19 protein-coding genes and 1 tRNA gene are annotated in these 25,623 nt (G+C 40.8%); 13 read left to right on the forward strand and 7 right to left on the reverse strand.

What is annotated here, in order from left to right; all coding sequences use genetic code 11:
- Positions 1-578 precede the first annotated feature (578 nt).
- From J3L16_RS11475 to J3L16_RS11495, 5 genes are all read left to right on the forward strand, one after another.
- Positions 579-1,664 (forward strand): efflux RND transporter periplasmic adaptor subunit, encoded by a 1,086-nt coding sequence (locus J3L16_RS11475; RefSeq protein WP_207613123.1) that lies wholly within the window; start codon positions 579-581, stop codon positions 1,662-1,664.
- Between the two features lie 9 nt (positions 1,665-1,673).
- Positions 1,674-4,862, forward strand: a complete 3,189-nt coding sequence (locus J3L16_RS11480) for an efflux RND transporter permease subunit (protein WP_207613124.1) — start codon at positions 1,674-1,676, stop codon at positions 4,860-4,862.
- On the forward strand, positions 4,849-6,297 hold the full coding sequence (locus tag J3L16_RS11485) for a TolC family protein (RefSeq protein ID WP_207613125.1): 1,449 nt from the start codon (positions 4,849-4,851) through the stop codon (positions 6,295-6,297). Before J3L16_RS11480 ends, J3L16_RS11485 begins: the two co-directional genes overlap by 14 nt.
- Before the next feature lie 179 nt (positions 6,298-6,476).
- On the forward strand, positions 6,477-6,812 hold the full coding sequence (locus J3L16_RS11490) for a hypothetical protein (protein WP_207613126.1): 336 nt from the start codon (positions 6,477-6,479) through the stop codon (positions 6,810-6,812).
- A 4-nt stretch (positions 6,813-6,816) separates the two neighbouring features.
- Positions 6,817-8,226, forward strand: coding sequence for a hypothetical protein (locus J3L16_RS11495; RefSeq protein WP_207613127.1), 1,410 nt, complete (start codon positions 6,817-6,819; stop codon positions 8,224-8,226).
- Between the two features lie 268 nt (positions 8,227-8,494).
- On the opposite strand, the gene J3L16_RS11500 is transcribed toward J3L16_RS11495, so the two are convergent.
- From J3L16_RS11500 to apbC, 3 genes are all read right to left on the reverse strand, one after another.
- Positions 8,495-8,571, reverse strand: a tRNA-Pro gene (locus tag J3L16_RS11500).
- Between the two features lie 77 nt (positions 8,572-8,648).
- Complete coding sequence (gene dcd, locus J3L16_RS11505) at positions 8,649-9,236, reverse strand: dCTP deaminase (protein WP_207613128.1); 588 nt, start codon at positions 9,234-9,236, stop codon at positions 8,649-8,651.
- A gap of 72 nt (positions 9,237-9,308) precedes the next feature.
- Positions 9,309-10,424 carry an iron-sulfur cluster carrier protein ApbC gene (apbC, locus tag J3L16_RS11510; protein WP_207613129.1) on the reverse strand — a complete coding sequence of 372 codons (1,116 nt, stop codon included), beginning with the start codon at positions 10,422-10,424 and terminating at the stop codon, positions 9,309-9,311.
- 96 nt (positions 10,425-10,520) lie between these two features.
- Here apbC and metG point away from each other — a divergent pair, with 96 nt between their 5' ends.
- Entirely contained in the window at positions 10,521-12,557 is a 2,037-nt protein-coding gene (metG, locus tag J3L16_RS11515; protein WP_207613130.1) for a methionine--tRNA ligase, read from the forward strand.
- Here metG and J3L16_RS11520 read toward each other — a convergent pair.
- Positions 12,508-13,311: an SAM-dependent methyltransferase gene (locus J3L16_RS11520; protein WP_207613131.1), complete on the reverse strand. Its 804-nt coding sequence runs from the start codon at positions 13,309-13,311 to the stop codon at positions 12,508-12,510. The two genes, metG and J3L16_RS11520, sit on opposite strands and share 50 nt — an antisense overlap.
- Before the next feature lie 53 nt (positions 13,312-13,364).
- On the opposite strand from J3L16_RS11520, the gene gloB reads away from it, so the two are divergent.
- The 4 genes from gloB to J3L16_RS11540 all read left to right on the forward strand — a co-directional run bounded on the left by gloB (position 13,365) and on the right by J3L16_RS11540 (position 17,188).
- The gene (gene gloB / locus J3L16_RS11525; RefSeq protein WP_207613132.1) at positions 13,365-14,141 is read left to right on the forward strand and encodes a hydroxyacylglutathione hydrolase; all 777 of its coding nucleotides are present in this window, start codon (positions 13,365-13,367) and stop codon (positions 14,139-14,141) included.
- Positions 14,142-14,211: 70 nt separating this feature from the next.
- Positions 14,212-15,834: a LysM peptidoglycan-binding domain-containing protein gene (locus J3L16_RS11530; RefSeq protein ID WP_207613133.1), complete on the forward strand. Its 1,623-nt coding sequence runs from the start codon at positions 14,212-14,214 to the stop codon at positions 15,832-15,834.
- Positions 15,835-15,840: 6 nt separating this feature from the next.
- Complete coding sequence (locus J3L16_RS11535) at positions 15,841-16,848, forward strand: ion transporter (protein ID WP_207613134.1); 1,008 nt, start codon at positions 15,841-15,843, stop codon at positions 16,846-16,848.
- Positions 16,849-16,912: 64 nt separating this feature from the next.
- Positions 16,913-17,188, forward strand: a complete 276-nt coding sequence (locus J3L16_RS11540) for a peptidylprolyl isomerase (protein ID WP_207613167.1) — start codon at positions 16,913-16,915, stop codon at positions 17,186-17,188.
- A 26-nt stretch (positions 17,189-17,214) separates the two neighbouring features.
- Here the strand turns inward: J3L16_RS11540 and J3L16_RS11545 are convergent, their stop codons facing one another.
- The 3 genes from J3L16_RS11545 to cysS all read right to left on the reverse strand — a co-directional run bounded on the left by J3L16_RS11545 (position 17,215) and on the right by cysS (position 20,783).
- On the reverse strand, positions 17,215-17,760 hold the full coding sequence (locus J3L16_RS11545) for a YaeQ family protein (RefSeq protein WP_207613135.1): 546 nt from the start codon (positions 17,758-17,760) through the stop codon (positions 17,215-17,217).
- Between the two features lie 59 nt (positions 17,761-17,819).
- A complete protein-coding gene (locus J3L16_RS11550) occupies positions 17,820-19,334 on the reverse strand; it encodes a Na+/H+ antiporter NhaC family protein (RefSeq protein WP_207613136.1) in 1,515 nt (504 codons plus the stop codon).
- 63 nt (positions 19,335-19,397) lie between these two features.
- Positions 19,398-20,783, reverse strand: a complete 1,386-nt coding sequence (cysS, locus tag J3L16_RS11555) for a cysteine--tRNA ligase (RefSeq protein ID WP_207613137.1) — start codon at positions 20,781-20,783, stop codon at positions 19,398-19,400.
- A gap of 130 nt (positions 20,784-20,913) precedes the next feature.
- Between cysS and J3L16_RS11560 the strand changes: the two genes are divergently transcribed.
- The 3 genes from J3L16_RS11560 to J3L16_RS11570 all read left to right on the forward strand — a co-directional run bounded on the left by J3L16_RS11560 (position 20,914) and on the right by J3L16_RS11570 (position 25,183).
- Positions 20,914-21,408 carry a peptidylprolyl isomerase gene (locus J3L16_RS11560; protein ID WP_207613168.1) on the forward strand — a complete coding sequence of 165 codons (495 nt, stop codon included), beginning with the start codon at positions 20,914-20,916 and terminating at the stop codon, positions 21,406-21,408.
- 26 nt (positions 21,409-21,434) lie between these two features.
- A complete protein-coding gene (locus J3L16_RS11565; RefSeq protein WP_207613138.1) occupies positions 21,435-22,157 on the forward strand; it encodes a UDP-2,3-diacylglucosamine diphosphatase in 723 nt (240 codons plus the stop codon).
- A 158-nt stretch (positions 22,158-22,315) separates the two neighbouring features.
- Positions 22,316-25,183, forward strand: coding sequence for a pitrilysin family protein (locus J3L16_RS11570; protein WP_207613139.1), 2,868 nt, complete (start codon positions 22,316-22,318; stop codon positions 25,181-25,183).
- Positions 25,184-25,623: the final 440 nt, after the last annotated feature.

Raw genomic sequence — 25,623 nt, forward strand, 5'->3', positions numbered from 1 at the left:
CTTTCTAAAGTTACCAACCACCTCAAACCATCTTGTTATAAATTAGTGCCCAACGTATGCTTTGCAAAATTATCGCATAAGTAAATTTATTCAAACGTGACTCTTTTTTCCACAACCACGCTAAAAACTAAGCATCGTCATTTATATGCATTGATGCTTTTTGTGGTTCTAATTGTCGCAAACCAGTACTACCACCAAGTACAAATCACACATCACCACGATGCTTCTGTCCAAACATCTGTCGCTGAAGTTGAAATAGAAACCGAAGAAAGAGGTATAGAAGATTTTATAATACCTTCTGTCGTTCCCATACATCATTTCTATTCGTTCATAGTCACATGGGTATATGCACAAACACGAGAACTAAAACATTCTCATTTCAAGTATACCCAACCACCAACACGAGCCCCGCCAGCTTTCTAAAATAAACATAACCTGTTGTATTTAAATATATTAAAAATTTAGCCTGTCACTGTTACAGAGAGATTTTGGTATGTCCGCTCGCCTAATTTTAGGCCGGAAACCATCTCGCTAATAGTGGCTTGCTGTGTATATCAAAATTAGAAAGAAGATTTTTTATGAATAAAAAAATACTGGTAACAGTAAGTGTAATGACGTCTATTTTAAGTGCTTGTAGTCACGACGAACACCAAAATCACCATGAAACGTTACAATTTGAGGTAACCAATCCTTTTCGCAAAGACAGCACATTGGTTAAAGAATACGTTAGCCAAATTCATGCAATTCAGCACATAGAACTCCGCGCAATGGAAAAAGGTTATGTGCAACAGACCTTTGTTGATGAAGGTCAAACCGTAGAACAAAATCAAACTATGTTCAAAATAACTCCAACCTTATATCAGGCTGAGCTCCATAAAGCCCAAGCTCAAGCAAAAGCGGCGAAAATAGAGTACGAAAATACTAAAGCTCTAATGGAAAAAAACATCGTTTCACCCAATGAACTAGCCATTGTTAAAGCAGAATATGAGACAGCGGTGGCCGAGGTCGAATTGGCACAAGCACATTTAGATTTCACGAATATTCGAGCACCCTTTACTGGAAAGCTCGACCGTTTAGAAGTTCGAACGGGAAGCTTAGCTGATGAAGGAGAGCTGTTAACTACGCTCTCTGATCTAAGTGAAATGTGGGTGTATTTTAATGTTCCTGAATCTGAATATTTAGATTACATGCAAAACGACACTCCCATAATCAACACTAAGGTACAGTTAAAATTAGCCAATGACTCCATTTATCCGCAACAAGGAATAATTGATGCTGTTGAAGCTGATTTCGATAATCACACCGGTACTATTGAAATGCGAGCCTCTTTTCCTAACTCCGAAGAACTATTACGCCATGGGCAAACTGGTAATATATTAATTGATGTTCCTTATAAAAATACGCTTGTAATCCCCCAAAAAGCAACCTTTCAAATTCTCGACCAAACCTATGTTTACGTAGTCGATAGCGAAAATGTTGTTACTCCCAGACACATTACCATTGCAGCTGAATTACCTCATGTATTTATTGTTGAGCATGGGTTGGATGAAAAAGACACATTGCTTATCGAAGGTTTACGCCGTGTACACAACGGCGATCACATCGATCCAATTCGCATATCTGCGCAAGATGCTCTTGCAGCCCTAGCACTAGAAGCAGAATAAGGAAAAAAAATGTTTGGCGTATTCATTAAACGGCCAGTTATGGCCATTATGTTATCTTTACTTATTGTTTTCATGGGTGTGTTAGCAAAGCTATCCCTACCTACATCTCAATTTCCAGATATTGCCCCCCCCAGGGTAATGATTTCCTTAGCTTATCCAGGCTCAAGTGCAGAAGTACTGGTAAAATCGTCATTGGTAACCATCGAACGGGCAATTAATGGTGTCCCCGGTATGAAATACATAGTGTCTGATGCTACCAGTGCCGGTGAAGCAACTATTCAAGTTATTTTTGACTTGGGTGTCGATCCCAATCAAGCACTTATAAACGTTAAAACCCGCCTCGACCAAATCATGAGTAGACTGCCACAGTTAGTTCAACTAGAAGGTGTCGTTGTTCAACGAATACAACCTAGTATGTTGATGTATATCAATATTTTTAGTAAAGATAAGGAAGCCGATGAAAAATTTTTATATAACTATTCAAATATAAATCTGATACCGGAAATACAACGAGTAAAAGGGATAGCTAGTGCCAAAATATTAGGTAGCAGGCAATACGCTATGCGAATTTGGCTGAAACCCGATCGAATGCGTGCCTATAATATTTCCGTTGACGAAGTCATGGAATCATTGGATGAACAAAGCTTAATCGGTCGCCCGGGCCGTTTGGGAAGAAGCTCTGGCCTTGAGGCACAATCAAAAGAATATGTTTTAGTGTACGAAGGGCGTTTCGATGAGCCCGAAGAGTATGAAAATATTATTATTCGCGCTGATTCAGAAGGTCACTTATTAAAACTACGAGATATTGCAGACGTCGAATTAAGTAGTGAATTTTTTGACATTTATTCAAATAAAGATGGTTACCCTTCAGCAGCAATCGTATTGAAGCAAAATTACGGCAGTAGCGCGAATGAAGTAATTGCTGAAGTTAAAGACAAAATCAAAGAGTTGGAAAAGTCGTTCCCTGCAGGAATGCAATATGAAATCAACTATGATGTGTCAAAATTTTTAGACGCCTCTATTGACCAAGTTATTCACACTTTACTTGAAGCTTTCATATTGGTTTCTTTAGTTGTGTTCATATTTTTAGGTGATTGGCGCTCCACCTTAATCCCGATTCTTGCCGTCCCAGTATCCTTAATCGGTACCTTCTTTTGTATGCAAGCATTTGACGTAAACATTAATCTAATTACGTTATTCGCCCTAGTATTAGCAATCGGTATTGTTGTAGATAACGCTATTGTTGTTGTAGAAGCCGTTCACGCAAAAATGGAACACGATTCAACAATGACACCTTATTTAGCGACGCAACAGGTTCTTGCTGAAATGGGAGGAGCAATTATCGCGATAACCTTAGTTATGGTGGCGGTGTTTGTTCCTCTTGTTTTCATGACAGGACCTGTTGGCGTATTTTATCGCCAATTTTCCATCACTATGGCTTCTTCTATTGTCATATCTTGTGTTGTGGCACTTTCTCTCACACCAGTACTGTGTGCAATGTTATTAAAAAACCCACACACCCATGCTAAAAAGCGCACATTAATTAGCATTGCAATTGATAAATTTAATCATAGATTTGAAAAGATTACGGGGGGGTACAGCAAACTTATCGGCGCACTAGTGACTCGAAGAAGTGTTACATTCTTAATTCTCGGGATTTTTATGATAGGCACTTTCTTCGTGAATCAAAGTTTACCATCGGGGTTTATTCCAGGTGAAGATCAAGGGCAACTATACGCCATTGTTCAAACGCCGCCAGGCACCACATTGGAATCTACGAATGAAATTTCTCGTGAATTGCAAAAAATCGCTCTCGATGTAGAAGGAGTCTCTTCGGTATCATCACTTGCTGGATATGAAATTCTTACGGAAGGACGTGGCTCCAATGCAGGTACGTGTTTGATCAATCTAAAAGACTGGTCTGACAGAAACCAATCTGTTGAAGACATTATCGAAGAATTAGAATCCAAAACACATCATTTAGGTGCTGTCATTGAATATTTTGAACCACCTGTTGTACCTGGTTACGGCGCATCATCAGGGTTAGCTTTTAGATTACTGGATAAAACAAATAGTACAGACTACCAAGAGTTTGACAAAATCAATAAAGAGTTCATGGCTGAACTAGCCAAGCGCAAGGAACTAAAAGGCTTGTTCACGTTTTATGCCGCAGATTACCCACAATATAAAATAGAAATAGATAACCAAGTTGCAATGCAAAAAGGTGTATCTATTGGTCAAGCAATGGAGAATTTAAACATTCTAATTGGAAGCACATATGAGCAAGGGTTTATTCGCTTTAACAACTTTTTTAAAGTCTATACTCAAAGTGCCCCTGAATATCGACGCTACCCTAGTGATTTACTCGATTATTATGTGCGTAACGAAGAAGGCGAAATGGTCCCTTATTCTGCCTTTATGAAGTTAGTTAAAACTCAAGGACCCAATGAAATAACTCGCTACAACTTGTATACATCAGCAGCTATTCGCGCAGCTGCAGCTGACGGATACACTTCTGCTCAAGCAATACAAGCTGTAAGAGAAGTTGCTCAAGCCACCTTGCCCAATGGCTATGACATTGGTTGGGAAGGTTTATCTTATGATGAAGCGCAACGGGGTAACGAAGCAATACTCATTTTTGCTGTTGTATTGTTATTTGTTTACATAGTGCTAGCTGCACAGTATGAAAGCCTTTTACTTCCGTTTGCGATTATTTTGTCTTTGCCTACAGGAATTTTAGGCTCATTACTTTTGCTTAAGTTGATGGGGCTCGCCAATGATGTATATGCTCAACTTGGTGTGGTCATGCTGGTTGGACTGCTAGGTAAAAATGCAGTACTTATTGTTGAGTATGCCGTACAAAAAAATCAACAAGGACTGCCATTAGCTAAAGCTGCAATTGAAGCCGCTACGGCTCGTTTCCGCCCTATATTAATGACGTCCTTTTCATTTGTCGCAGGCCTACTCCCCCTTGTACTAGCTACAGGTGCAGGTGCAGTCGGCAACCGCACTATAGGTGCTTCTGCGTTAGGCGGTACACTTTTTGGAACCATATTCGGCGTAATTGTAATACCCGGTTTGTACTATATCTTCGCCAAGCTTGAAGGCGGTAGATCCTTAATAAAAGATGAAGACCATTTACCGTTAACAGAAACCTACCACTACAATAACGAGGAGCTCAAAGATGATTCACTATAAATCAAATAAAGGTAGTGCAAAGCCCCTTGTAATCGCACTCAGTATAGTTTCGCTTATGCAGGGTTGTGCTATTCCAACAATCCAAACAAAAGAAGTTAATCAAACACTACCGGAGCAATACGGAGCATCAACCTCCATAGGCGAAGTGAATATTAATTGGGAGCAATGGTTTGACGACCCAACTTTAAAAGAATTAATTAATATTGCTTTAACTAATAATCAAGAAGTTGCAACATTACTTCAGCGGATCAATATTGCCGCGAATGAAGTCTACGCTAGAGAGGGTGAATACCTTCCACAGCTCAACGCAGGTATAGAAGTTGATACCGAAAAAGTCGGCGAATTTACTCGAAAAGGAGCAGTAGAAGAACAACTAAATATACGCGAAGACAGAGCATTTCCCGACCCATTAGCAAATTTGGCGTTAGGCTTGAATGCATCATGGGAACTTGACGTTTGGAACAAACTCAGAAATGCGTCAAAAGCCGCTTCATTAGACTATTTTGCGTCAATTGAATATCAAAAATTCTTTGTGACGCAATTGGTTGCCGAAGTATCCGAGCATTACTTCGAACTATTAGCGTTCGACAATAAGTTACGCAATATCGACAAAACGCTCGACATTCAACGTAATGTAATCACCACCTTAAATCAGTTAAAAACGTATGGTCGAACGACCTCATTACCGTTAATTCGTTTTCAGGCAGAAGTAAAAAGAAATGAAAGTGAAAAATTACTTATCCAACAACATATTATTGAAACCGAAAATAAGCTTAATCTATTACTAGGTCGAACTCCTCAGCACATTGAGCGCACACCTTCACAACTCATGGTTCCATCACTGCAAATACCTGCGGCTGGTGTGCCTTCGGATTTACTGGTTAATCGTCCTGATATCCGACAAGCAGAGTTAGAGCTAAAAGCAGCAAAACTAAATATTGATGTAGCAAAAGCTAATTTTTATCCCTCATTTACACTGAATGCAGGAGTAGGATTAGAAGCCTTTGATACTCGTTATTTACTTGATATTCCCGAGTCTCTTGCCTATTCATTAGGAGGTGATATTTTCTTGCCTTTAATTAATCGAAGAGCCATAAAAGCTGAATATAAAAATGCAAGTGCTGAGCAAATTCAAGCCGCGTATGATTACGAATATACTGTAATTCGAGCAGTCTCAGAAGTATCAACCAGTTTATCTAAATTAGACAAACTAACACAAAATTATGAACTTAAACGTCAACAAATCACTGCACTAGAACAATCAATTGAAGTAGCAAATCGTTTGTTTTCGTCGGCTCATGGCGAATACCTTGAAGTACTATTAGCACAACGTGAAACTTTAGAAGCTCAAGGGGAACTTGTTGAAATGCGCACCCAGCAGTTCTCTGCATTGGTAGAGTTGTATCGTTCTCTAGGAGGAGGCTGGAAAGTTTAACTTAAGAAGTTCAAAAGACACAATGCCGTTCACAAAACGTGAACGGCATAAATACGTTAATTCTATTGTGTTTTCTATTATAAAGATGTAGACATAGATTAACGTTCAAGAACTAGCCCTCTCTTTAGGAAAATTAAATATCTAAGTAATTTCTTTAATACAAATAAAAAGGATTCAATATGTCAACCCTAGAAACCTACGCCAATAAAATTGGAAAAGCGTTATCAGACGTTTCTTCATTAAACGTAAGAACCTTTTCCGGTGATTTAAACACCATTATTGAAAACTCAGATGGAAACCTGAGTACTGAAGGCCTTGATAACGTGCTACTAACTGGAACCACTAATGCGAACCTTAAACTAGAGGCATTGACGGTAATGAGAATAGACGGAGACATAGATCAGTTTGTCACCACTGATATTTCTAAAGACATGAAAGCCATTCATGACGATGCAGTAGAAACCGGCAAGGCAACACGAACAGCAATCATAGATTTTGTAAAATCAGTCGTTTAAGTTTATGCATTTTCGAGATTTAGGTGAGTCGTTAGATCAAGCAATCTCTGCTAATTACCTACCCGATATTGACGACGATATCGAACAAGTGAAGCTCTACCGTCGTAGACTTCACTTGTTAAAGTATATTGACCGCGATACGGGTGAAAATAACCTAGACTCCAAATTACGTGATGCTATTACTCAGTTCCAAATCGATGTAGGTATTTCTGTATCAGGAAATCCCGACCATACAACCTTTTTTGCATTAGGCTCATTAGTTGCTTTTGAACCTCCAGAAGGTGGGCTTGAATTTATTGATGGTTTAACGACCAACAATCCAGCATTAATCAAAGCCATAAAACTTAAGCTTTCATGTTTTGGAATAAAAGTTCGACGAAATTCCAATATAAACGCATCGCTACATCAGTTCCGATCATTGCTTCTGGCACTCATGCTACCCAATACAAAAATTGGAATGACAAACAAAGAACTTCTTCCATTTCTGTTTGACATAGACCTTATAAGTTCTGGGGTGAAAGGAGATAAAAAAGGATTTCATTTTAGATTTCCACAATCTATCTCTCGCCACAAGCGAGAACAATTTAAAGATTCACTAGATATTTTTCTTCGCAATACCGCTGCCATTGAACTGTGGCTATACGGATATCCCATAGCATTATCAGAATTGAGAAATGGCAACGTTGATTTAAAAAAAGCATTAAAACTTTTTTGGAAAGAAACACCTGAAATGGCTAAGCCTCAGTCTAAATATAGAGATCGGGTAACCTATGATTTTTTTGTACGAATTAATTTCTTACAACAAAACACCGCAAACGCCGATATAAAAACGATAAATGCTGCTATCGATAAAAAACTCAAAAATGATGAAAGCTTCAAATTATCAACAGAACAAGAATCCCACTCTTTAATCAGCCGGATTATTGATGGAGGCCGCAGATTATTTAGAGGACTAGTAGCCGTGTTTCGCGGGTTTATTAAAGGTGTTTCTAGTTTGGTTAAAAATGCTACTCGGTGGATTTTAAGTAAAGGCCGTACCCACTTTATTGCCATGAAAAACGTAATTAAAGCGGGTTTGATTGGCTTCAAACAAATCAAACCATCAGAAAATATCATAGTACTTAGTGATTATGACAGAGACCAAACGGTTATCGTTTCTAGCACTGGAGATATTAACGAAGCAAAAATAAAGATGACTGAATTCACTATAAGGTCTCAATTGAGAATAGTGGGTATCAAAGGGTTTGTATGGCTGTTTAAGGTGTTTAGAAGTTACGGAAGCCTCTTTGCCGCGGGTTGGATCAGAGCCTTGTGGTCATTAACGAAGATAGGAGAACGTTTTGAGGAATTACAGGCTTTAAACAAGGAAGCGACGAAATTACTCAAAATTGCTGAGCAAAATAATGTGAGCTGAGCATCACTTATCTCCTTACTTTCTAATGGATTTAACACTGTTATTGCCTTTCCTGACACCTATATCTAGGGGAACATTGAATTTCATGAAACAGAGGACGTAAATACCAATCCAGAACTTAATTTGATTCCAACAACCTAGTCGCCTGGCCGGTTTCAACTTTATGCTATTTTGAAAGATAAGAGTGCATCAATAACGAGTATTTAGTCATTGGATAGTGTCTGCAATTTTATGATTGATTTGGGGTATCACTACAGACATTTTGAATTGGTCGGTGTGAGAGGATTTGAACCTCCGACCCCTGACACCCCATGACAGTGCGCTACCAAGCTGCGCCACACACCGACCGAAGATGCGCATTATAGGAACTTAGCGCTGAAAATCTACTCTTTTATTTCGGTTTCGGCGAGTTTGATTAATTATCAAACACCATCACCACTAATTCTGCTGGCAACCGCGCCATCTTGTCCCTTGTATTTAGCGTCTTTACGGGCGTTATAGGGTTTTTCCGCTGGGTTGGATAGCTTTTCAAAACTCAAGGCTCCAATTTTCATCATAGGACGAAGAGCCAAAGGCAATTTACCTGAATTGAAAAACTCTAAAACAATATTTCCCGACCAACCTGGGTCAATTCTGTGCGCAGTTACATGCACCATAAGCCCTAGTCGCGCTAACGAACTGCGCCCGTCTAACCAACCTACTATATCGTTAGGTAAAGTGACTGACTCATAGGTGATGGCTAACGCCAATTGCCCAGGGTGAAGAAAAAACGCTTTATCATCGGTGAGTACAATTTCGTCACTCATCACTGAATTTAGCGCTTTTTGTACTTCCTCTTTAGGCCCGCTTAAATCGATATAGGGCGCTGCATGATCTTCAAATACACGAAATTTGTTTCCCAAGCGCATATCAAGAGTAACACCTGAAATTTGCGAATAATCCGGTGTTGGTTCAATCACTATTTTCTGTTGTTGTATATGCTCGAAAATGTCTCTATCGCATAAACGCATTGAGTGTCCTTTAAAAGTAAGCTTGGGTAAAACTATGATAGTTAACCATTATGACGGTCAGTTTAATTGCAATCAATCTTGTATTACATTTATTGGTTCACCCACAATGTGTTTTTCTTCGTTTTCACTGCGCACCGCGCTTAACGCAACCCGTAATGATAGAGTTCTGGCGATTTCTCGGTATTGATTAGCCAATAGACTTTGTGGTGAATGAATGGGCAGTGGCTTGCCTGCGTCGGCGTATTCACGGATAGATATTGACAAGGGTAACGACCCCAGCAGTGGAATGTCGTGCCGTTCTGATAATTTTGTGCCACCGTTTTGCGAAAAAATAAATTCAGTATGACCGCAGTTAGAGCATGCATAAGAGCTCATATTTTCAACTAACCCCAACACTGGAATATTCAGCTTAGCAAACATATCAATGCCTTTTTGTGCATCAGCTAACGCTAAATCTTGTGGTGTAGTAACTACGATAGATGCCGTTAGTGGAACTTGTTGTGCCATGGTCAATTGCACGTCTCCAGTCCCCGGAGGCATATCCACAATAAGGTAATCTAACACGGGCCACTGGGTTTCATTTAACAACTGCATTAGTGCTTTGCTGGCCATAGGGCCACGCCAGACTGCTGCGTCTTCGTCTGGCACTAAATAACCAATAGAGTTTGTCACTATGCCGTCTTTTTCAATGGGGATCATAATCCGTTCATCAGGTGACTCAGGATGAGCGTCTTTGGTTCCCAACATGGTCGGAATAGACGGCCCATAAATATCCGCATCTAAAATACCGACGCTAGCCCCTTCTTGCATTAGTGCATAAGCAATGTTCACTGCAGTAGCACTTTTCCCTACTCCGCCCTTGCCCGACGAAACCGCAACAATATTGCGAATATTCGTAATGTGAGGAAGTGCTGCCGCTCGGGTTGTAATTTTAGTAAGCATGTCCACTGAATCAAGACTGACTTCGTGCTCTTTTGCAATAGAAAAAGCCAGAAATTCAACGGTTTTATGTTCAGAAACGCACGCAAATGGAAAAGTAATTGTTATCTTACTTTCAGCAAATTCAAACCAATTTAAGGGTAATTCAGGGTCGGCAAGTTCAAACAAATTGGCTACACCATGAGCCAAGGTTTTAATGAACTCTTCCTCGTGATTTTCACCGTCTTTTGAACTTTTTGAAAAAAACATAGCGCTCCTTATGCAAAGCTAATGCAAAATTTAGGCATTTCCGTTACTATTCCGCCCATTAAAATTAGTCAATCTTAGTCGAACAGTTCGAGGCTTATGAATCAAAAACGTCGCATTCTTGTTACCAGTGCCCTTCCCTATGCAAATGGGTCTATCCACCTTGGGCATTTATTAGAACATATTCAAACCGATATTTGGGCTCGTTTTCAACGATTAAGAGGCCATGAATGCTATGCGGTTTGCGCTGATGATGCTCACGGCACTCCCGTTATGCTTAAAGCCCAAGAGCTTGGTATTACACCGGAACAAATGGTTGAACAAACCCGCGCAGAGCATCACCAAGATTTAAAAGATTTTCTGGTCGACTACGACAACTATTATGTGACTCATTCTGAAGAAAACAAGGTGTTGTGCGAAGCAATTTACACCAAGTTGGATAACGCAGGTTACATTAGCAAGCGCACAATTAATCAATTGTTCGATCCAGAAAAAGAAATGTTCTTGCCAGACCGTTTTGTGACTGGTACCTGCCCTACCTGTGGCAGTGAAGAACAAAACGGAGACAGCTGCGACAGTTGCGGTGCAACCTACAGTCCCACAGAACTTAAAAACCCAAAAAGCGTTGTGTCCGGTGCTGTGCCTGTATTGAAAGAATCCGAGCACTTTTTCTTCGACCTTCCTCAGTTTGAAGGCATGTTGAAAGACTGGCTGCAAAGCGGTGCAATTCAAGAAGAAATGGCGAACAAACTACAGGAGTGGTTTGAAACCGGTTTGCAACAATGGGATATCAGCCGAGATGCTCCTTATTTTGGCTTTGAAATACCGGGTGCGCCCAATAAGTTTTTCTACGTTTGGGTAGATGCACCTGTGGGCTACATGGCGAGTTTCCTTAACTTTTGCCAACAAAACGACTTGGAGTTCGATGACTTCTGGACAGAAGGCAAAGACACCGAGCTGTACCACTTTATTGGTAAAGACATTACCTATTTTCACTGCCTATTCTGGCCAGCAATGCTAGAAGGTGCAGGCTACCGTAAACCGAGCGGTGTAAATGTACATGGCTTCGTTACCGTAAATGGCGCAAAAATGTCTAAGTCAAAAGGCACCTTTATTAAAGGCCGTACTTACCTAGACCATTTAGAGCCAGAATATTTACGCTATTACTTCGCGTCAAAACTGAGCGACGGCGTCACCGATATCGATCTTAACTTTGAAGACTTTGTACAAAAGGTGAATGCAGATTTAGTGGGTAAAGTGGTTAATATTGCCAGTCGTTGTGCAAGCTTTATCACCAAGCGTTTCGACGGTACCTTGTCTGACAATATTGTTGATACTGCCCTGTTAAACGAATTCCAACAAGCACAAGGCAGCATTGCTGAGTTGTTTGAAAAACGCAAATACAGCGCCGCTATTCGTGAAATTATGGCCTTAGCAGATAAAGCAAATCAATTTATCGACGCCAACGCGCCTTGGGTAACCATTAAAGAAGAAGGTAAAGAAGCCTTTACCCATGATGTTTGCTCACTCGGTATTCACTTGTTCCGTATATTAACCATATACTTACAACCTGTATTACCAGTGTTAGCCGACAAAGCCCAGGCATTTTTGAATGACACCTATACATGGGACAGCATTCAAACCGTGTTAAAAGGTCATGGTATTAATAAATTTAAAGCCATGATGCAAAGAGTTGAACCTGCGACTATCGAAAAAATTGTCGATGCGTCAAAAGAAGACTTAAAAGCAGCCCAGCAAAGTAAAGCAAAAGCGCAAGCTGACAGCCCTTTGGTTAAAGATCCAATTGCGCCTACAATTAGCTTTGACGAATTCGCTAAAGTCGATTTACGGGTTGCTAAAATTGCTCATGCAGAGCGCGTTGAGAAAGCCGATAAATTGCTGCGTTTAGAACTGGATTTAGGTGGAGAAAGCCGACAAGTATTTGCAGGTATAAAGTCAGCGTATGAACCTGAAGATTTAATAGGTAAACACACTGTCATGGTTGCTAATTTGGCCCCAAGAAAAATGCGTTTCGGTTTGTCTGAGGGCATGGTACTAGCAGCTGGACCTGGTGGCAAAGACCTGTTTATTTTAGAGCCTCACGACGGTGCGCAGCCTGGGATGAAGGTGAAATAACCGGCGACACAACAGAATTAGCTGAGTTCGCGGCGCTTAAGGGAACAAACTTGCGCGCCGCTCTTCGCTTACTCTTTATCTTGGTCATGGGAATGGTTTGTTTTTTCGCTAAAATACAATACGCAGCCCCGCTCCACCCTAAATAGGGCGACAAGTACTGGCTAGCAAAACCTGCGGTTTTATCGTTTATTGGCACAGTCCAATTTGAAAATACGTTGCGATAGTAAAAACAAGTTTCTTCTACAATTTCATAATGTAATAACTGCAGCCAATCTTTCACCCGCATCGGCGAGAAAAAACGTCCTTGCTTTAACGGATGATTACGAGAAAAAGGCAGTAATTTCATTATTCCAGACAGACTCAATGGGTTTAAACCACACAACAAAATGTGCCCATCGCAGGTAATGCTGTGATCTATTTCTCGCAGCATACGGTGAGGATCAGCAGAAAAATCCAGTTCTAACGTTAAAAAGAACGCATCTACAGAATTTCCTTGTAATGGCAATTCCGTGTTCAACGCTTTTACATTTGGTTTCGCGCTTCCATTGTGCAAGGTAACTTGGTTACGAATAGAACAATCCGTTAATTGAATGGCGTCGGACAATGGTCCAAGCTTAACTAAATGATAACCAAACATACGACTGGCTAACCTGTTGCATTCAGCTTCACAGGCTTTGTGTAGGCTATTCCCTTGCGTAAAGCTCTGCCAATCTTGAGGCTGATTATAGGTTTTATTGGTTCTTGCTGATCGCATTGATATCATAGTTCGTTTACACTGTAATTCGACACTAGACGAGATTAGAGATCATGGCAAGCGATCTAAACATTTTTCCCATACAGGCACTGTCCGACAACTATATTTGGTGTATTAACGATGGCTGCTACGCTGTTGTCGTCGACCCAGGCGATGCTGCGCCTGTCATAGAAAGCTTAAACAAACATGGGCTAAGATTAGACGCTATTTTAATTACTCACCATCATGCTGACCACACTGCAGGCATACAAGAATTAACAAGTGTTTATAAAAATATCCCTGTCATCGGTCCAAAAAATTCTAAAACAAAAGGCTTAACCCACTTAGTTGCAGAAAATGAAACCGTTAGCTTCGCAAATTTAGATATGCCGCTGCGTGTTTTAGAAGTACCAGGGCATACCTTAGATCATGTTGCCTATTACAGTGACACCGCGTTATTCTGCGGTGACACCCTATTTTGTGCTGGCTGTGGTCGTATTTTTGAAGGTACGCCGGAGCAAATGTGGTCTTCGTTGCAAAAAATCTGCTCACTGCCCGATACCATGCAGGTGTATTGCACTCATGAATACACTCTTGCAAACCTGAATTTTGCTCAAGCTGTAGAGCCCAATAATGAAGACATTCAAACAGCAATCGAGTCAGTAAAGCAATTGCGTAGCGCTGGGCTCCCTTCACTCCCGAGCAACTTGGCATTAGAACGCAGTATTAATCCGTTTTTACGAGCTGATATACAAGAGAATTGGCCTTTTTTAGAAAAACACACCCAGCAAAAAGTCGCTAATTCGGTATCTGCTTTTGCAGCCATACGAGGCTGGAAAGACAAGTTTTAAGGCAAAGGTGAAATAATTTCATAAACCCATTACACTAACCCGCTTTGTGCGTCAGTGTTTGGTAAAGTAAATGAAAGGCAATGCAGTAAATTTTTGGTTTGCGTTAGTAACAACAGGGTTGTTATCTGGTTGCAGTTCAGCTCCCTTATTCAGTAATGATACTACCCAAGAATCTCAATCTGTAGATGAAGTAAACGAAGCTGAAAATGGCGTAATTAACGTTATTCATCCAGAAGAAGAAGTCGTGTTAACCTTACCTGATCCAGAGGTAACTAAAGACTTTACGCCAGTTCCCATTACCGACGTTTGGCAACGTGTATCCCATCAGCTGAATTTTCCAATACCTCAACAGCAACGTATTGTTAGCCAGAGAAATTGGTACCTAAAACACCCCGAATACATGCAGCGTGTAGTCAATCGCGCACGACCTTTCTTGCATTATGTAGTGGAACAAATTGAACAGCATGATATGCCGTTAGAACTGGCTTTGTTACCTATAGTAGAAAGTGCTTATGACCCTTTTGCCTATTCTCATGGCAGAGCGTCGGGTATGTGGCAATTTATTCCCGGCACGGCAAAACAATTTGGCATGAAACAAACCTGGTGGTATGACGGAAGAAGAGACGTTATCGCATCGACTCAAGGGGCATTAGATTACCTAGCTTATTTACACAAATTCTTCGACGGCAATTGGTTACATGCCCTTGCCGCCTACAACAGTGGTGAAGGCCGAGTTAGACGAGCCATTCGCGCAAACAAAAGAGCCGGAAAACCTACCGACTTTTGGTCTTTAGATTTACCCAAAGAAACTCGCGCTTATGTCCCTAAGCTTCTCGCGCTCGCCGATATTTTGAAACATCAAGATCAATACGCCTTTGAGTGGCCTGAAGTAGACAATGTCGCCGTGGTTGACGTTATCGCAATTGATTCTCAAATCGACTTAGCTTTTGCTGCTGATATGGCAGGCCTTGATGTTGAAGCATTACAAGCATTAAACCCAGGTTTCAACCGATGGGCAACAGACCCTGACGGGCCTCATCGCTTATTACTTCCGATTGCAAATATTGAACAGTTTTCACAGACTATTGCAGGCACCGACACAAAAGACAGATTAAATTGGGTTAGGCACAAAATTAAATCCGGTGATAGCTTACTTAAGCTTGCAAAGCAATATCACACAACGCCTGAGATAATAAAACAAGTCAATGAGTTAAGGTCTAATAGAATTATTGCCGGCGAACATTTAATGGTGCCTGTTGCGCTTAAGTCTCTTTCTAGTTATTCCTTATCTAACGAAGAGCGCTTAGCAAAAACCCAAAACAAAAAACGCGGTGCCCATAAATTTATCCATACGGTAAAACCCGGTGATAACTTTTGGGATCTTAGCCGAGAGTACAAAGTAGAAATCAGTTCTTTAGCGAAATGGAACGGCATGTCTCCCAAAGATACCTTACACTTGGGCCAAGAATTAGTGGTGTGGGTAAACACAGTTAGCGACTCACAAAGCCAAGACGCTATTATAAGAAAAGTGTCCTACCAAGTTCGCCAAGGAGACTCTTTATCTCGCATTGCGTCCAAGTTTAATGTAAAAACAAAGGATATTGTTAAATGGAACGATTTAAACCCTAAGCGCTATTTGCAGCCAGGGCAAAAATTAGTACTCCATGTCGACGTTACCCGTTCAACGAGTTAATACACCATGTTGGGATTTAGCAGGGAAAATTTAAGAAAGAGCCAAGAGGCTCCATGGTTGGTGTTAGATTTGGTTATGCTTGGCATAGTCATGTTTAACTTACTTTGGCTAGCATTCGACGCGCTTTTTGAAACCAAGCTAATTCACAGTTTAATTGAAAATTATATCCTCAAATTAGTAACCTTATACACCCCAGTTCACGAAAACTTTTTGTTTGTTGACTTAGTTTTTGTCGCCATTTTTTTAAGTGAATTTATTTTTCGCTGGGTGGTTGCTGTTGTACGCAAAGATCATGTTCGTTGGTATTTCTTCCCCTTTATTCACTGGTATGATTTATTGGGCTGTATTCCAGTTACCACAACCCGTCTGTTCCGTTTATTACGAGTGTTTTCAATTCTATATCGGTTGCACAAATTTAAGATTATCGATTTAAACCGCACTGGTATTTACCGCTTTGTTGCATTTTATCTTGATGTTTTTATTGAAGAACTTAGCGACCGTATCGTCATAAAAGTAATTTCTGATGCTCAAAAAGACATTGCCTCTGGTTCGCCACTAATTGAAGACGTACAAAAGAACGTTCTCTCCCCTCGCCTACCTATAGTAAGCCGTTATATTGCAGGCATTTTAAATCATTTAGGCGACTCCATATTAGACAGTGATCACGGAGAAGTTATTCGTACTCACGTACAACAAAGCGTAGGCAAAGCGGTTAAAAACAACTCGCAAGTATCCGCCTTTTCAATGTTACCTGTTGTGGGTAGTACTATTGAAAACACACTAGAATCTGCGGTCACAGACATTGTTACCGCATCAATCATTAATTTACTCAGCGATATCGATGCTCAAAGAGTAGACCTATTTCTAAGAAACGGCATGACGGATTTCACACCAGAAGACGACGCCATTGACGACGAAATGATGATGGTGATCAACGAATGCTTAGAGCTAGTAAAAACCCATATATCTAGCCAACGCTGGAAAGTAGAGCTGGAAAACAGAAGTAAAAAATAAGCCCTATACAATAGTCATGAATAGCCTAAAATACGCCTATTAATTCTATTTTATGATATTCGCTATGAGAGCCAGTGCCTGCCACATTTTGGTAAAAACCAAAGAACAAGCTGAAAAACTAAAAGCCCAATTAGACAAGGGTGGTAATTTCCAGCAGCTCGCTAAAAAACACTCTTTATGCCCTTCAGCCAAAAAAGGCGGCGACTTAGGCGAATTTGGCCCCGGTCAAATGGTAAAAGCCTTTGATAACGTCGTATTCAAAAAGCCTATACTAAAAGTACATGGGCCAGTGAAAACCAAGTTTGGTTTTCACCTGATCAAAACCCTTTATCGCAGCTAGGATCTGTTTAAAAAGAGTTTTGACGCTTATTCCGCCAGCTGAATAGTCGTTAAGCTCACTTCAATGTTGTCGTCGCCCAAATTAAACCAAGCTTGACCATCTTGAATGGTGCATTGTATATGCATTTGTCTGTTTACAGCTTGTGCCAAGGTTTCAATAACCGATTCTGCAATAGTGTAAATACTGAGGTTTTTTCGCGCTTTTAACGCCGACTGTTCTTTTTGCCACCAAGTATCAAACATACCATTTTGGTAGCTGTAAACCGCCATGTGCTGCGACTGATTACAGCCTTTTTTAATCCGCTGCTCTGAAGGTTGTCCTAATTCAATCCATTGTTCGATAACATCGCTGTAGTCTTTTTGCCACAAATCTGGCTCATCTACGTCGCTTAACCCTTTAGTAAAGCTCAAAGAATCACTGGCATTCATGGCAAACGCCAATATACGAAGCATCATGCGTTTGTCGGATTCTGAGGGGTGACGGGCTATGGTTAAATTGTGGTCGGCGTAATAGTGTCTGTCCATATCGGTAATAGACAAGTCAACTTTGAAAATCGTCGCTTTCAATGACATTAGAGAAGCTTTTATTATGTATAGTTAACAATAATTTTATCATTAACCTCGCCTTAGATTTACCTTTTATCTGTTTTTAAAAGCGTCTGTCGCTTTGCGCCCTTGGTAAGCATTAAAACCAGAATAAGTTGAGCAAATAAAGACATCAAAAATAGCGCCCAGTGTTGATAAAAACCTGCAATCAAAAAGCTCACTAAAGCCACACTGCCATTTAACAATGCATAGGGAAGTTGAGTTTGAAAATGGTCAAATTGGTTACAATTTGCCCCTGTCGCAGACAATATAGTGGTTTCTGAAATAGGCGAACAATGATCGCCAAATAACCCTCCCGACAACACAGCACCTATGCTCACAAACAAGGCTGCTTCAATGGAAATGGCAGTAGGAATAACCAAAGGCAGCATGATGGCAAAGGTCCCCCATGACGACCCAGTTGCAAAGGAAATAACACCAGAAAGCACAAAGGCCACTGCGGGTAATAGCCAATAAGGGAACCCTCGCTGTGCCTGTTCAGCAATATATTGCGCCGTGCCCAACTCTTTGCCAAGTGAACTTAAGGTCCAAGCAAGCACTAACACAACAATCACGCTCATCATGCTATTCATACCACTTAAATATAAGCTGATACTCGTTTGTAAGTCCCTCACTTTATACCAGGTCATTAAACCAATTAACGCCACTGCGGCCAAAAAATAAGCACTGCTTAATCCCGCTCGAAAATCAGAGCCTGGAATACTGTTAAATGGAAATCCTAGCGGCACTAACATAATCGCCAGTACACAAGCCATAATAACTAGGGGAATAAACACAAATGAGGCCCGCGCGTTTTTATGGGTAAAGGGCTGAATTGCCGGTACTTCATTGCTCTCGGACGTCGAAGAAGATGTAACACAGGCTTTTTCCGCTAACGCCATGGCACCAAAATCAGCTTTTCTCCAAATTAACAAAGGCACAATCACAATGGCTAAAATGGCGTAAAACTGAAAAGGAATAACCCGAATAAACCCATCCCATGCCGACAAGTTGTCTTGATAACTGTCAAACTCCTTTTGCATCAAGCCCATTATGTATATTCCCCAACCAATAAAAGGCACCAAAATGGCCACGGGAGAGGCAGTAGAGTCAATGATGAACGCCAGTTTTTGGCGAGACACTTTCAATTTATCAAACAAAGGTCGAAAAACCGGACCGACAATGAGAGGCGTGCCCAAGTCAGAGTAAAAAATTAAAATCCCGCCACACCAAGACGCGATTTGTGCTCGTGCTCGGCTATTAATCCATTGCATTATTTGCAGTGCAAATGCGGGTCCACCGCCCGACTTTTCCATAAGCGCGACAAAACCACCAATAAAGACCATCAGCACAATAACACCGGCGTTGTAACTGTCTGTGACTGTGCCGACAAGGTGGGATTTAACTAACTCCGATAATACGGAAAAAGGGTTAAAACCAGTGAGCATAACTGTTGCTGTGACGACCCCAGTAAATAGCCCTATGACAACATTACGCGTGTATAGCGAAAACACTAAGGTCAATACAATGGGTAAAATTGAGGTGATATCAGGGGATGTCAAAGTTAAAAATCCTTTTAAAAGAAAACAGCACCCATAGTGAGTGCTGTTAGATGGATATGATTTTTATTGCTTACGCCAAATAGTCCCTTCAGGCCCGTCTTCCAGTACAACGCCCATAGCGGTAAGGGCGTCTCTGGCTTCATCAGCACCTGCCCAATCTTTTTCGGCGCGCGCGGTATTTCGCTTTAAAATAAGCGCTTCAATTTTTGCGACATCTTCGTTGGACCCGTCATTAACGCCTTGTAAATAGTCTTCAGGCTTAAGTTGTAATACACCTAAAATACCGCCTAATTTAACCAAAACAGACGCGAGTTTATCCGCTTCTGCGGGGTTGCTCTCAGCTTTATTCACCGCTTTTGCGACTTCAAATAGCACAGCAAAGGCTTCAGGTACGTTCAGGTCGTCGTTCATTGCTTTTACAAATTTAGCAGTAAATTCGCAATCAGCTTCAGCGCTGTCAGCAGTAATGGTTCTTCCTCGCAGCGCTGTGTATAGACGAGATAATCCAGCTTTCGCTTGAGTAATATTCTCTTCAGAATAACTCAGTTGGCTACGATAATGGGCTGACATTAAGAAGAAACGCAGGGTTTCTGCGTCGTATTTTTCAAGTACATCCCGCAATGTAAAGAAATTGCCTAATGACTTCGACATTTTTTCGTCATTGACCTGCACCATACCCGCATGCATCCAGGTATTTACATAAGGCGTGTCATAAGCGCAGCAACTCTGCGCAATTTCATTTTCGTGATGAGGAAACGTTAAATCTGAACCTCCCCCATGAATATCGAAATGCGCCCCAAGGTGCTTATGATTCATTGCTGAACACTCAATATGCCAACCTGGACGACCTTCACCCCAAGGCGAAGACCACGAAGGCTCACCGGGTTTCGCCCCTTTCCACAGAATAAAGTCCAGTGGGTCGGATTTCTCTGAGTTAACATCCACTCGCGCACCGGCGTTAAGCTGAGACAAGTCTTGCTTGCTCAACTTACCGTAATTTTTATCAGCGCTGACATCAAACAAAACATCACCACTGGGTGTGGGGTAAGCAAAGCCTTTTGCAATCAAGGTTTCAATAAGGCTAATTACTTCTGGAATGTGCTCAGTAACTTTTGGCTCTACATCCACAGGTAACAAATTAATTGCCTTAAAATCTTCGTGCATCATAGCGATAGTACGAGTAGTTAATTCGCTTGCCGTTTCTCCATTTTCAATGGCGCGAGCAATAATTTTATCGTCTATATCAGTTATGTTTCGCACATAGGTCACGTCAAAGTTTTGCGAGCGAAGAAAACGCACCAATACGTCAAAACTCAAATAGGTTCTAGCGTGCCCCATATGACACAAGTCATATACCGTAATGCCGCAGACGTACAACCCCACTTTTCCTGCTTCAATAGGCACAAACGGTCGTTTAGTTTGCGAAAGGGTGTCGTACAAATGCAACATTTTTAAATATCCTTTGGTGTTGTAAAAATTTTTCGCGCTTAGTGTACCACTGCGATACTGGATCCGCATGGCCTAATTCGATACTATGCGCGGCATTATGAATGCTAAAGCCTAGGTAGAGAGAATGAATATGGTTGTTTTACACACAAATTTTGGCGAAATCACATTAGAGTTGTTTGAAGATAAAGCACCGAAGACCGTTGCTAACTTTTTGTCGTACGTTAAAGAAGGCTTTTACGATGGTGTGATTTTTCACCGCGTCATTCCTAACTTTATGATCCAAGGCGGTGGCATGAACCCAGATATGTCTGAAAAGTCGTCAAATGCCCCTATTGAAAACGAAGCAAACAACGGCGTTAGCAATGAAGTAGGTACGATTGCTATGGCTCGCACTAACGACCCACATTCAGCATCATCACAGTTTTTTATTAACGTTCAAGACAACACCTTTCTAGACTTTAAAAGCGAAAGCATGTCTGGTTGGGGCTACTGTGCATTTGGTAAAGTAGTAGACGGTATGGACGTAGTGAACAAAATAAAAGCCGTAGCCACTGGCAACCACGGTATGCATCAGGACGTTCCACTTGAATCTGTTGTGATAGAAAAAGCCGTAGTTAGCGAATAATTTAACGCTCAGTAGTACGCATAATCATGGCGTTTACGTATTTTATATCTGATATTCACTTAAGTGAAAGCAGGCAGGATATTACTGATTGCCTGCTTGATTTTTTAGCCAATGAAGCAGACAAAGCAGACGCTTTATATGTGCTGGGTGACTTATTTGAATATTGGATTGGCGACGATAACGTAACGCCATTAAGTGAAAGTGTAGCCAGTGCATTTCACGCACTGAGCAAAAAAATTCCCCTTTACTTTATTCACGGCAATCGCGATTTTGGAATACGGCAAGGATGGGCCAAAAGTGCGGGGATGACTTTGTTGCCAGAACAATATGTCATTGATCTTTATGGTACTAAAACGCTCATTAGCCATGGCGATGAGCTATGTACATTAGATGTTGATTATCAAAAATTCCGTAAAAAAGCCCGCAGTTGGTGGTGGCCTAGAATGATGCTCGCCCTGCCTCTTTCATTGCGTAAACGCATTGCAGAAAACGGCCGCAAAAAAAGCCAGTCCAAACAAAAAAATCTTGCCGCGGATATATTAGATGTCACGCCCGAAGAAGTGGTTAAAGCCATGGAGCACCACAAGGTGACGCAATTTATTCATGGCCATACTCACAGACCCAATATTCATTGCGTAAAGCTTAGCCAAGGCAAAGGAACCCGAATAGTACTGGGCGACTGGTACAGCCAAGGAAGTATAGGTAAATTCAGTCAAGATAGCGTTACCTTGGAAAATCGCAGCCTTTAAATACCGTTTGCGCTAACTTAATCTTATTGAATAGCGCAATTGTCTTATTTGCTCTATCCAAACATTGCAAACTAAATTAGTCTAACTCGATTATCATTCTATGAGGCTATTTTTCTCCGAAGAATACGGCGCTCAGAAGGTTATTTAGAGAACTTGCGATGACAATTAACAAATATCTTATTTCTTTACTGTGTATTGGCATTTTTGCGGCGTGCAGTTCTCCAGAATCTGTTGATTCATCGGGTACATCCAATTCAAACCTGAAAAACAGTGAACTGGTCCCCTATCAAGAATTCCAACTTGAAAATGGCCTTAATGTATTGTTTCATATTGACCATTCCGACCCTGTGGTTGCCGTTGCATTAACAAGCCACGTAGGCAGTGCTAGGGAAAAAGTGGGTCGCACAGGGTTTGCCCACTTGTTTGAGCATCTTCTATTTTTGGAATCTGAAAACTTGGGCAAAGGCGGGTTAGATAAACTCAGTGCCAAAATTGGTGGTTCTGGGGCAAACGGCTCAACTAACCGCGACCGCACTAACTATTTTCAAACAGTGCCAAACGACGCCTTAGAAAAAATGATTTGGGCAGAAGCTGATAAACTTGGCTATTTCATCAACACCGTTACCGACTCAGTATTAGCCAAAGAAAAACAAGTAGTTAAAAATGAAAAGCGGCAATCCTACGACAACCGACCCTACGGGCACCTTAGTTATGTTGTTGGCAAAGCCCTGTACCCTGAAGAACACCCTTATAACTGGCAAGTTATAGGCTCATTAGAAGACTTACAAAACGCAACACTTGCTGACGTAAAAGAGTTTTTTAATCAGTGGTATGTGCCAAATAATGTGACCTTGACCATTGCTGGTGATTTTAATCCAGAACAAGCAAAAATCTGGGTTGAAAAGTACTTTAACGAAATACCTAAAGGCCCGGCTATTACGCCATTAGAAAAACAACCTGCAGCCCTCAGCAGTATTAAAAATTTATACTACGAAGACAATTTTGCCACCTTGCCTTTACTGCAAATAACTTGGCCCGCAGCGCCACTCTACTCAGAAGACAGCTATGCATTAAAGATTTTAGCCGAACTGATGAGTAACGGTAAAAAATCGCCGTTAGATATTTCCTTAATTCAACAAGATAAAGTTGCGCCTTTTGTACAAACCTATCATTTTGGTTCTGAGTTATCCGGTGAATTTACAATTATCACTCAAGCTTTTAATGGCACTGATTTAGATGCAGTAAAAGAATCTATTGATAACGGGTTTTCCTTAATTGAGTTGAACGGGTTTAACCAAGAAGCATTAGATCGCATTAAAACAGCGCAAGAAGTCGAGTTTTACGATGGGATCACTAGTGTACTCGGTAAAGCATTCAAACTGGCCCAATACAACATTTTCGCCAATGACGCTGCATATATTGATACTGACCTAAAACGTATTCAATCCGTTACTTTAGAAGACGTAGAGCGAGTATATGAAACCTATATTAAAGATAAGCCTTATGTTATCGCTAGCTTTGTTCCGAAAGGAAACCCCGATCTGGCACTAAAAGGTGCTGAACTTGCTCATGTTGTTGAAGAAAAAGTCATTCAAGGAGCCGAAGACAGTATTAACCCCAGCATCATTGCAACATACACCCCTACGCCCTCAAGCTTTGATAGAAGTGTTGAGCCTCCTTACGGGCAATCTCCAGTCATTCCTACTCCACAAATATGGAGTCATGATTTTGCCAATGGCATGAAAGTTATGGGGATAGAAGATAAAGAACTTCCTTTAGTTCGCTTTGAACTTGCCATTGAAGGTGGACACTTGCTAGACACGTTAGATAAATCTGGTGTGGCAAGTCTTTTAGCCAGATTAATGAACAAGGGAACGGCATCAAAATCAGTAGTAGAATTTGAGCAAGCCTTAGAAGCTTTGGGTACGACTATTGTGGTAATTACAGCTAACGAGCGTATAACAATTGAAGTCAGCACTTTAGCTAAAAATTTCGACGCATCTGTAGCATTGCTAGAAGAAATGATGTTAGAGCCAAGGTGGGATGAAGCTGAATTTGCACTGATAAAAGCAGATGTGCTCAATCAAATCAATGGTCAACAGGCAAATCCCAATGCCATAGCAAATAACGTCTATGGGTATGTGAAATATGGTCAAAATCATATTCTATCCACCCCAACACTTGGTACAAAAAACGGTGTTGAACAAAGCACTATTGATGACTTAAAACGTTTTTATCAAAAAAATATACTTCCTAATATCGCCTCCTTAAACGTAGTGGGGTCGGTAAATAAAAATGATGTTGTTAAGAGCTTTAGTCATTTGGCGAAAAAATGGCAAGCCCACGACATTCAACTTCCTTCTGTTATTGATGTGAACACACCAACACAATCGGCAGTGTATTTTTATGATGTACCCGGTGCAAAACAATCTATATTTAGAATTGGTAATCCCGCGCTACTAAGCACATCAAATGATTACTACCCTGCTACTGTGATGAATTACATTTTAGGTGGCGGCAGTTTTGCGTCTCGGTTGACTCAAGAGTTACGAGAAGGTAAAGGTTACACTTACGGTATTTTCTCTCGTTTCAATGGCAGTAAACGCACAGGTGATTTTTTGATATCCAGTGCAGTAAGGTCGAATGTAACTTTAGAAGCTGCTTCTTTGGTTAAAGATATAATGGGTAACTACGGGACGACATTTTCGCAACAGGATTTAAATGTCACCCAAGGCTTTATGATAAAAAGTAAAGCTCGTTCATTTGAAACACTCAATGCAAAACTCACCATGCTAGAGAATATTAGCCTGTTTGATTACCCCGTTAACTACGCACAACTAGAAAACGAATACATTAAACAGGTTGATGTGGATGCCATACGCACATTGGCTGAGCAATACATTCATCCAGATAAAATGTTTTATGTCATTGTAGGCGATGCCGAAACACAGCTTGAACGATTAGAGGCACTAGGTTTTGGTAAACCTATTTTAATGAACGAAAAAATCAACGTTGGGAATCGTTAACAAGCGCTATTCCAATTCAAGCATGGGCAAATACACTCTATTAATTTGCCCACCTCTTACTTTACGATCTTAATAATCATAACCCCTTAATCCCCCTTTTTGGGGTAGCACTTCATTAAAACACCTGTTATCTCCCATAGCTTTGCTACTCATTACCCATAGGTAGTCAAGGAATTCTAGGTAAATCCAAGCAAGATAATCTAACTTGAGCCGAACCTTACTGTTGGACCGTTTGATACACTAATTTAACTGGGTCCTTACTGAAAAAATTGCCGTTTTATATAAAGATACTTTTGTAGCTGTCGATAATATTTTTTAACGGCAACTGAGAAACAAATATGAAAAAGGATTTATTGACGGAAAATTCGTCCTTGGGCCAGAAGTTGGCAGCAAGATAGATACAAGTATGTAGAAAGAAATATTCAGTAAAACGCCTTGCA

Source organism: Alteromonas sp. 5E99-2, from assembly GCF_017368475.1.
Taxonomy (GTDB): Bacteria; Pseudomonadota; Gammaproteobacteria; order Enterobacterales; family Alteromonadaceae; genus Alteromonas_F.